Origin of the sequence: Lentzea atacamensis (assembly GCF_003269295.1) — a bacterium.
In the GTDB taxonomy this organism is placed as follows: Bacteria; Actinomycetota; Actinomycetes; order Mycobacteriales; family Pseudonocardiaceae; genus Lentzea; species Lentzea atacamensis.
On the sequence record NZ_QLTT01000004.1, the window covers coordinates 775,925 to 785,641 of the forward strand.

Genomic DNA, 9,717 nt, shown 5'->3' on the forward strand with positions numbered 1-9,717 from the left:
GCCGCACCCCAGTTGGAGCGTCCGCAAGTACCACCGCTTCGCGGTTGGTGGTACTTGCGGACGCCAGAACCGCCGACCGCCAGGTCGACGTGCGCCCCGGCGCACGCCACTGAAAGGCAGTAGAGCTGTGATTCCGGTTATGCGGCCGTTGCTCGGTGAGGAAGAGGCGCTCGCCGCCGCCGAGGCGGTGCGGTCCGGGTGGGTCGCGCAGGGGCCCAGGGTCCGGGAGTTCGAAGAGGCCTTCGCCGGCTCCGTGGGCGCCCGGCACGGTGTCGCCGTCTCGTCCTGCACCACCGGCCTGCACCTCGCCGTGCACCTGCTCGGCGTCGGCCCCGGTGACGAGGTGGTGGTGCCGTCGCTGTCGTTCATCGCGACCGCCAACGCGGTGCGCTACACCGGCGCGACCCCGGTCTTCGCCGACGTCGACGCCGCGACCGGCAACCTCACCGCGTCCACAGTGGAACCGGTCATCACCGCCCGCACGCGTGCGGTGATGGTCGTGCACCAGGCCGGTGTGCCCGCGGACGTCGACGCGCTCAAGGCGTTGTGCGAGCCCCGCGGCATCCCGGTGATCGAGGACGCGGCGTGCGCCGCGGGCTCCACCTACCAGGGCAAGCCGGTAGGCGCCGGCGCGCTGCTGGCGGCCTGGTCGTTCCACCCGCGCAAGCTCCTCACCACCGGTGAGGGCGGAATGGTCACAACGGACGACCCGGACTGGGCCGTTCGGCTCAGGCGGTTGCGCGAGCACGGGATGAGCGTGTCCGCGGCGGATCGCCACAACGGCGGCTCCGCGGTCATCGAGCAGTACCTGGAGACCGCGTTCAACTACCGGATGACCGACATCCAGGCCGCCGTCGGCCTGGTGCAGCTGTCCAAACTGGACGCGATCATCGCCCGCCGCCGCGAGCTGGCCGCTCGCTACCACGAGTTGCTGGCCGATGTTCCCGGAGTCACCGCTGTCGGTGACCCCGAGTACGGCACCACGAACTACCAGTCGTTCTGGGTCTGGTTGCCGGAAGAGGCGCCGGACCGTCAGGAGATCCTTGCGGGCCTTGCCGAACGCGGAGTGTCGGCACGGCGCGGAATCATGGCGTCACACCTCGAACCCGCCTACGAGGGGCACCCCGGCGCGCCGCTGCCGGTGACGGAGGCCTTCACCGCCAGGACGCTGATCCTCCCGCTGTTCCACGACATGACAAACGACGAGCAGGACACCGTCGTGTCAGCGTTGTCGGAAACTCTTCACACATCCCGTCTGACCGTCCGTGGTTGAAAGATAAAGATTCAGGTTGTTCCGGAACATTTTTGTGTTGCCACGTAACGGTTCCAATGAGATCGCCGACGTTCGGAGTAGCAGCCCTGTGCTGTCCAGCGTAGTGCGCGGATCACACACGGTAACTCCGTCCGAGAGGTGAAACCCAATGGTGGCTCAGCAGTCGCGTCTCGTGCGGGTGCTTGTGATCACGGCACTAATCGCATCCACGATGTTCGTGCTCGGGGTGTTCAACGCCCCCAACGCACACGCTGCTCCGTGTGACTTCCCGGTCACCAACAAGGTCGCGTGCGAGAACACCCGGCCCGGTGCCGACAGCTGGCAGGCCCAGTACCGCGACGACGCGATCCTCGGCTACACCACGGACATCAGCTACACGCCGGGCCAGACCGTCAGCTTCAAGATGCTGACGTCGGCGCCGTCCTACAAGCTCGACATCTACCGGCTCGGCTGGTACGGGGGCAAGGGCGCGCGGTACATGGACACGGTCAGCCGCAACACCCCGCAGAACCAGCCACCGTGTCTGCGGGACGGGCCGACCGCGCTCATCGACTGCGGCAACTGGGCCGTGTCTGTCAGCTGGAACATCCCGTCCACCGCGGTGTCGGGTCTGTACTACGCCCGTCTGACGCGCAACGACACCGGCGCGGAGAACGAGATCGTGTTCGTCGTCCGCGACGACTCGTCGACCTCGAAGATCCTCTTCCAGACCTCCGACGCCACCTGGGTCGCCTACAACCGCTACGGCGGCAACAGCCTCTACTTCGGTGACGGCCCCGGCCAGGGCGGCTCGTCGTACAAGGTCAGCTACAACCGTCCGTACACCGGCGGTGACGGTGACGAGAACTTCATCTTCAACGCCGAGTACCCGATGCTGCGGTTCCTGGAGCGCAACGGGTACGACGTCAGCTACACGACCGATGTGGACTCCGCGCGGCGCGGGCACCTGATCAAGAACCACAAGGTGTTCATGGCCGTCGGTCACGACGAGTACTGGTCGAACGAGCAGATGGCGAACGTGATGGCGGCTCGTGACGCGGGCGTGCACATGGCGTTCCTGACCGGCAACGAGATCTTCTGGAAGACCCGCTGGGAGAAGAGCATCGACTCGTCCCAGACGGACTGGCGCACGCTCGCCTGCTTCAAGGAGACCAAGGGCACCCAGAACGACGGCCTGAACGACTGGACCGGCACCTGGCGCGACCCGCGCTACAGCCCGCCGCAGGACGGCGGCAGGCCGGAGAACGCGTTGCTGGGCAACATGTTCACCGTCAACGGACGCCGGGACGACTCGCTGCAGGTGCCCGCCGAGTACGGCAAGATGCGGCTCTGGCGCAACACCGACCTGCAGAACATGGCGTCCGGCACCACGTACACGTTCCAGCCGGGCACGCTGGGCTACGAGTGGAACACCGTGTACGACAACGGTCACCAGCCCGCCGGCGTGGCCCAGATGTCACGCACCACGGTGAACCTCGACGGTTACTACGCGCTGAAGAACTACGGCGACGAGTACGGCTCGAGCACCGAGACGCACGCGATCACCTACTACCGCGCGCCTTCCGGTGCGCTGGTGTTCGGCGCGGGCACCGTCCAGTGGGCGTGGGGTGTGGACGACGAACACGCCTTCCTCACGAACACGCCGACGTCGGACAAGCGGATCAAGCAGGCAACCGTCAACTTCCTCGCGGACATGGGCGTGCAGCCCTACCAGCTGTGGGGACCTGACGAGCTGGTGATCTCGGGCGCCATCAACGACAACGCGGCGCCGGCCGTGCTGATCACGAACCTGCCCTCGCAGGCGACGGTCGGCCAGCCGTACACGTTCAGCGGCACGGTGATCGACGCGTCCGGCCGCGTGGCGGGCGTCGAGGTCTCCACCGACGGCGGCAACCGCTGGCACTACGCCAACTGGCAGGCCGGCCAGACGACGTGGAGCTACACCTACACACCGTCGCAGTCCGGCGCCGCCGCCCTGCGGGTGCGCGCGGTCGACGACTCGCTGAACCTGTCCACGCCGGTGCAGGCCTCGCCGAACGTGGCCGCCCGCACCTGCCCGTGCGGCATGTTCTCCGGCCAGGAGGTCCCGAAGGTCACCTCCGCCAACGACAGCTCGCAGCTCGAGCTCGGCGTGAAGTTCCGCGCCGCGAGCAGCGGCTACGTCCGCGGCGTGAAGTTCTACAAGGGCGCCGGCAACACCGGCACGCACACCGGCTCGCTGTGGTCGGCCAACGGCGATCTGCTCGCCACCGGCACGTTCACCAACGAGTCGCCGACGGGCTGGCAGACGCTGCTCTTCCCGTCGCCGATCGCCGTGAACGCCAACACGACCTACGTGGTCTCGTACTTCACGCCGACCGGGCACTTCGCGTACGACTCCGGCGGGTTCTACAGCCAGCAGGCGTACATGGAACCGGTCACCGGCCTGAAGTCCGGTGTGGACGGGCCGAACGGCGTGTTCCGCTTCGGCGCGGGCTTCCCGAACAACTCGTTCGACCACACCAACTACTGGGTCGACGTGGTGTGGGCACCGGACCCCGGCCCCGACACCCGCGCGCCGATCCAGACCGCGATGTCCCCGGTGTCCAACGCCGGCTCGGTCGCGCTGAACACCACGGTGTCCGGAACGTTCGACGAGAACGTCACGCTGAGTTCCGCGCAGGTCACGGTGACCGGCCCGGCCGGCGCGGTGTCCGGCACGAAGTCGATCTCGAACGACGCCCGCACGATCACGTTCACACCGTCCGCTCCGCTGGCGGCCGCGACGTCCTACACGGTCACGATGAGGGCCGCGGACGCGTCGAACAACATGTCCACGCAGGCGAGCTGGACGTTCACGACCGGCTCGCCCCGACCGGCGGCCTGCCCCTGCACGATCTGGGACGACTTCGCGGCGCCCGCCGTGGTCGACGCCGGTGACACCACCCCCGTCGAGGTCGGCACCAAGGTCCGCTTCGACGGCAAGGGCGAGGTGCTCGGCGTCCGCTTCTACAAGGGCACCGGCAACACCGGCACGCACATCGGCTCGCTCTGGACCGCGTCGGGCCAGCTGAAGGCCCAGGGCACGTTCACGGGCGAGACCACGTCCGGCTGGCAGAAGCTGATGTTCAACTCACCGGTCGCGGTGGACGCGAACACGACCTACATCGTGTCGTACTACGCCCCGAACGGCCGGTACTCGGTCAGCTCCGGCTACTTCAACGGCCAGGGCGCGGACTACCAGTCGCTGCACGCGTTGCAGAACGGCGTGGACGGCGGCAACGGCGTCTACCGCTACGGCACTGGCGGGGGATTCCCGACGGCGTCCTACAACGCGACGAACTACTGGGTCGACGTCATCTATCGCAACGGTCTGAACGGCGACACCACGCCGCCGACGCTGACGAACCGCACGCCGGGCGTCGACGCGACGAACGTGGGCCTGCAGACCCCGCTGACGGCGACGTTCAGCGAGCCGATCGACCCGGCGTCGGCGCAGATCTGGCTGACCGACCCCAAGGGCGGGAAGCTCACCGGCTCGGTGTCGCTGTCCGCGGACCAGAAGACGGTGACGTGGACGCCGGCCGGCAAGCTCGTGCCCGGCACGCGGTACCAGGCGCGCGTGGGCATCGCGGACGTCAACGGCATCGCGATGCCGACGCCCGCGGAGTGGGGCTTCACCACCACGACCACGCCGACCTGCCCGTGCTCGCTGTTCAGCACGGCGACGGTGCCTTCCGTGACGTCGGCCGACGACTCCGGTGCCTACGAACTGGGCGTGCGCTTCAGCCCGACCCAGTCCGGCCAGATCACCGGTGTCCGCTTCTACAAGGGCGCGGGCAACACCGGCACGCACACGGGTTCGCTGTGGAGCGCGTCCGGCCAGCGCCTCGCCACCGGCACGTTCTCGAACGAGACAGCGACCGGCTGGCAGACGCTGACGTTCTCGCAGCCGGTGGTCGTGAGCGCCGGGCAGACCTACACCGCGTCGTACACGACCACCACCGGCCACTACGCGGTGAACGGCGGGTACTTCTCGACCGGTCCGGTGAACTCGGGGCCGCTGACGGCACCGCAGGAGCAGAACGGCGTGTTCGTGCCGGGCTCCGGGTTCCCGACGATGACGTACGGCTCCGGCAACTACTGGGTCGACGTCGTCTACCAGCCGAACGCGGACAACGACGCCCCGGTGCTGCAGTCGCACACGCCGCTGTCCGGAGCGACCGAAGTGGACCTGACGTCGGCAGTCACCGCGTCGTTCGACGAGCCGGTCGACCTGGGTGGTGCGCAGTTCACGGTCACCGACCCCGGTGGCGCGCGGATCGCGGGCACGCTGGCGTTGTCGCAGGACAGCAGGATGATCACGTTCACGCCCGCTGCCAGGCTCGCGGCGTCCACCGTGTACTCGGTGAGCGTCCGGGTCGCGGACACGTTCGGCAACATGATGGCCGGCCCGGTCACGTGGTCGTTCACCTCGGCGACGACGCAGACCTGTCCGTGTTCGCTGTTCAGCGCGGCGACCGTGCCCACGGTGACCTCGGCTGACGACGGCGGCGCGTACGAGCTCGGCGTGAAGTTCACGTCCACGGCCAACGGCCAGATCACCGGCGTGAAGTTCTACAAGGGCGCCGGCAACACCGGCACCCACACCGGGTCGCTCTGGTCCGCGGACGGCACCCGCCTGGCGACCGGCACGTTCTCCGGTGAAACGGAGTCGGGCTGGCAGACGCTGACGTTCTCGTCGCCGGTGCCGATCACGGCCGGGACCACCTACGTGGCCTCGTACACGACCACCACGGGTCACTACGCGGTGAACGCCGGCTACTTCGGCACGGTGACCTCGCCGCCGCTGAGCGCCACGGCGTCGGCCGGTGTGTTCACGGCCGGGTCCGGGTTCCCGACGACGACCTACAACGGTGGCAACTACTGGGTCGACGTGGTGTTCCAGTGATTCCACGGCCACTGCTGCTCGTCGGAGCAGGCGGACTCGCCCGCGAGGTGCTCGCGGCGGTCCGCCTCCTCCCGGACGTCTGGAACCCCGTCGGGGCGCTGGACGACACCGCTGCCCTGCACGGCACCCTGATCGACGGGGTGCCCGTGCTGGGCGGGCTCGCACAGTTGCCTGCTCTTCTCGAGAACGAACATCCGGACGCGGCCGTCGTTTGTTGCGTTGCGAACGCGCGGCGGCCGTTGTCCCGGTTGAACCTGGTGTCCCGGCTCGGGCTGCCGGACGAGCGGTGGGCGACCGTCGTGCATCCGGCGGCCGTCACGTCCGGTGCTTCTCTGGGCGCCGGCACGGTTCTGCTCGCGGGTGTCGTGATCACGACCCCGCTTTCGGTCGGCCGGCACGTGGTGGCGATGCCGCACGTGCTGATCACCCACGACGACGAGGTGTCGGACGGCGTCACGTTCGCCGGCCGCGCCTCGCTCGGCGGGGGCGTGTTCGTGGGGGAGTCCGCGTACCTGGGACAGGGAGCCTTGGTGCGCGAGGGAGTGAAGATCGGCGCCGGTGCCGTGGTGGGCATGGGAGCCGTTGTCCTGCAGGACGTTCCGGCAGGCCAGACGTGGGCCGGCGTGCCGGCCCGCCCGTTGCGTGGGGAGAGCGCGTGATCGAGATTCCGCTGGTGGACCTGCGTGCCCAGCACGAGCAGGTGGCCGACGAGGTGGCCGACGGCTGGGCAGAGGTGCTCAAGACGACAGCCTTCATCAACGGCCCCCAGGTCGCCCGGTTCGAGTCGGAGTTCGCCGCCTACCAGGAAGTTCCGCACGCCATCGGCGTCGGCAACGGCACCGACGCGATCGAGCTCGCGCTGCGTGCGCTCGGCGTGGGTCACGGCGACGAGGTCGTGCTGCCCGCCAACACGTTCATCGCCACGGCCGAGGCGGTGGCCCGCTGCGGCGCCACGCCGGTGCTGGTGGACTGCGTCGACGACACGCTGCTGATCGACGTGTCCCAGGTGTCCTCTGTGGTCACTTCACGCACCAAGGCCGTTGTGCCCGTCCACCTCTACGGCCAGGCCGCGCCGGTCGAGCAGCTGCAGGGTCTGCCCGTCGTCGAGGACGCCGCCCAGGCGCAGGGCGCGCGCCGCAACGGTGTGTCCGTCGGCGGTCTCGGTGTCGCGGCTGCGACCTCGTTCTACCCCGGCAAGAACCTCGGCGCGTACGGCGACGGCGGCGCGGTGCTGACGACGTCGGACGCGGTGGCGGAGTCCGTGCGGTTGCTGCGCGAGCACGGTTCGCCACGCAAGTACGAGCACCCGGTGCTGGGCTTCAACAGCCGCCTCGACACGCTGCAGGCCGTCGTGCTGTCCGCGAAGCTGCGCCGGCTGGAGGGCTGGAACCAGGCCCGCCGCGCGGCTGCCCTGCGCTACACCGAGATGCTGGCCGACGTGGAGCGGGTGCGCGTCCCCGCGGTGCTCGACGGCAACCTGCCGGTGTGGCACCTCTACGTCGTGCGCGTGCCGGACCGCGACCGCGTGCTGTCTTCCTTGCACGCCGCGGGAATCGGCGCGGGCATCCACTACCCGACGCCGCTGCACAAGACCGGCGCGTTCAGCGGCCTGGGCGGTTCGTTCCCGGTCGCCGAGCAGTCCGCGGCGGAGATCCTGTCGCTGCCGTTGTTCCCGGAGATCACCGAGTCGCAGCAGGCTCGCGTGGTGGAGGCGCTGACGGAGGCCCTGAAGTGACAGAGGCCGCGATGACCGGTGTGCGCGTGCACCCCCACGGGCTGTGCGAGTCCACCGACGTCGGCGACGGCACGCGCGTGTGGGCCTTCGCGCACGTGCTGCCAGGCGCGCGCATCGGTCGTGACTGCAACATCTGCGACGGCGCGTTCGTCGAGTCGCGCGCGGTGCTGGGCAACAACGTGACCGTCAAGAACGGCACGCTGGTGTTCGACGGCGTCACGTGCGAGGACGACGTGTTCCTCGGCCCGAATGTGCTGTTCACCAACGACCTGCGCCCTCGCGCACACATCAAGAAGACTGGCGACGCCCTCGAGACCACCCTGGTCCGCCGCGGCGCGACGCTCGGCGCTGGCACGGTAGTCGTGTGCGGCACGGAGATCGGCTCGTACGCGTTCGCCGCCGCCGGCTCGGTGATCACCCGCTCGGTGCCCGCACACGCGTTCGTGGCGGGCAACCCGGCGGTGGTGAAGGGCTGGGTCTGCGCGTGCGGTGCGCGGCTCTCAGACGACCTGTCGTGCCCGGAATGCGGTACGAGGCACGAGCAGACCCCCGACGGCCTCAAAGCCGTCTAGCGCGCGTGTGAGGCCGCCGAAGCCGTAGGCTCCGGCGGCCTTCCACTAGGCGGGTTCCCACTCAACGAGCCGGTCCAGCACCCGCAGGTCCCCGTCCAGCTGCAACGACTCCCCCTGCGTGCGGCCGTAGAACCACATCAGAAAATCGGCGGCCGCGCCGCGCCCGGTGGCATCGGGCTCGGCCTCGGTCACGGCGCCCGCCCGTGCACCGTCGGCATCGAGCCAGAGCCGCCACGAACGCCCCTCGGTGACGTGGTAGTCGATGACGGCGGGTTCGTGCGGCCAGGCGCTCGTGGTGGCGACGCAGGTGCTCAGGAACTCGTCGACGCCGTCGAGCGCGATCTCGGCCGGCAGCGGCTGCGGATCGCCCGCGGTGAGCTGCGCGTCGTAGGTGTGCATCGAGATCTCCTGGAGCTGGCGCCGGGCGGCGGCACCGCTGGTCTGCGGTGACCGCGAGTCGCCCCAGGGAGTCCAGCAACCGCGCTCCGGACCGGCCTCCTCCAGCGCGTTCAGCAGCTCCCGCGTGGACTCGGTCATCCACGCCACAGCGGCATCGCGCTCCCGCGGGGCGACCGAGGGAGTCCTGTCCGGGGGAGCAGAGGCGGGCCCCGCGCCGACGATCGCGGCCCACTTGCGGCGTCCGTCACCCAGGTGCTGCACGAGGTCGTGAAGCGTCCACTCAGGACAGCTGGGCACCTGCGCGTCGAGGTCGGACGCGGCGACCGCGGCGCAGAAGGCGGCGGTTCGCTCGCCGATCAGCCGCAGGAAGTCGGGAAACATCAGTTGCACCGCGGCTGTCTACCATCGCCGGCGTTGGCGCGACAGCGATTTTCGCCGACGGGGGCGCGGCCAGGTGACGTGCCCCGCAGGTGCACTGCTGTTGGGTGGCCTGACGCGCTCGGGGTGGCTGAGCTGGGTGGTGCTGGAGGTTGGCCAGCGCGGTTGGGTGCCTGTCCGCGTCAAGGGGTTCGGGCTGTGAGCGGTAGGGCTGTGGGCGGTAGGGCTGTGAGCGGTGGGCGCGCCGGCTGTGGGCGGTAGCGGGGCGCCGGGCGGGGGCGTGGTGGTTGGCGCCGGGTCGTGGTTACGCGGCGGTGTGTATTCGGTTTTGCCGGGGTTTTCGTTGTGGGTCGATGAACGCGGGCGGCCGGAAGTGCGGTAGGCCGCTGATCATCTGGATCTGCCAGTGGGAGTGGTGGATGAGGTCGTG

6 protein-coding genes are annotated in these 9,717 nt (G+C 69.4%); 5 read left to right on the forward strand and 1 reads right to left on the reverse strand.

Annotated features, from left to right (window positions below):
* The first annotated feature begins 139 nt into the window (after window positions 1-139).
* The 5 genes from C8D87_RS22580 (at window position 140) to C8D87_RS22600 (ending at window position 8,510) form a co-directional block, all read left to right on the forward strand.
* Window positions 140-1,273, forward strand: a complete 1,134-nt coding sequence (locus C8D87_RS22580; protein WP_112228231.1) for a DegT/DnrJ/EryC1/StrS family aminotransferase — start codon at window positions 140-142, stop codon at window positions 1,271-1,273.
* Window positions 1,274-1,421: 148 nt separating this feature from the next.
* Complete coding sequence (locus tag C8D87_RS22585; RefSeq protein ID WP_112228232.1) at window positions 1,422-6,203, forward strand: DUF4082 domain-containing protein; 4,782 nt, start codon at window positions 1,422-1,424, stop codon at window positions 6,201-6,203.
* Window positions 6,200-6,862 (forward strand): acetyltransferase, encoded by a 663-nt coding sequence (locus C8D87_RS22590; protein ID WP_112228233.1) that lies wholly within the window; start codon window positions 6,200-6,202, stop codon window positions 6,860-6,862. The genes C8D87_RS22585 and C8D87_RS22590 overlap by 4 nt, the downstream gene beginning before the upstream one ends.
* Window positions 6,859-7,938: a DegT/DnrJ/EryC1/StrS family aminotransferase gene (locus C8D87_RS22595; protein ID WP_112228287.1), complete on the forward strand. Its 1,080-nt coding sequence runs from the start codon at window positions 6,859-6,861 to the stop codon at window positions 7,936-7,938. Before C8D87_RS22590 ends, C8D87_RS22595 begins: the two co-directional genes overlap by 4 nt.
* A complete protein-coding gene (locus C8D87_RS22600; protein WP_233442235.1) occupies window positions 7,935-8,510 on the forward strand; it encodes an acyltransferase in 576 nt (191 codons plus the stop codon). Before C8D87_RS22595 ends, C8D87_RS22600 begins: the two co-directional genes overlap by 4 nt.
* A 45-nt stretch (window positions 8,511-8,555) precedes the next feature.
* Here C8D87_RS22600 and C8D87_RS22605 read toward each other — a convergent pair whose 3' ends face one another.
* Window positions 8,556-9,290, reverse strand: coding sequence for a maleylpyruvate isomerase family mycothiol-dependent enzyme (locus C8D87_RS22605; RefSeq protein WP_112228289.1), 735 nt, complete (start codon window positions 9,288-9,290; stop codon window positions 8,556-8,558).
* Window positions 9,291-9,717: the final 427 nt, after the last annotated feature.

What these genes read in the sequence shown, in the direction of transcription:
- C8D87_RS22605 (WP_112228289.1), bottom strand. Translation starts at nt 9,290, where the DNA reads ATGTTTCCCGACTTCCTGCGGCTGATCGGCGAGCGAACCGCCGCCTTC.
- C8D87_RS22580 (WP_112228231.1), top strand. Translation starts at nt 140, where the DNA reads ATGCGGCCGTTGCTCGGTGAGGAAGAGGCGCTCGCCGCCGCCGAGGCG.
- C8D87_RS22585 (WP_112228232.1), top strand. Translation starts at nt 1,422, where the DNA reads ATGGTGGCTCAGCAGTCGCGTCTCGTGCGGGTGCTTGTGATCACGGCA.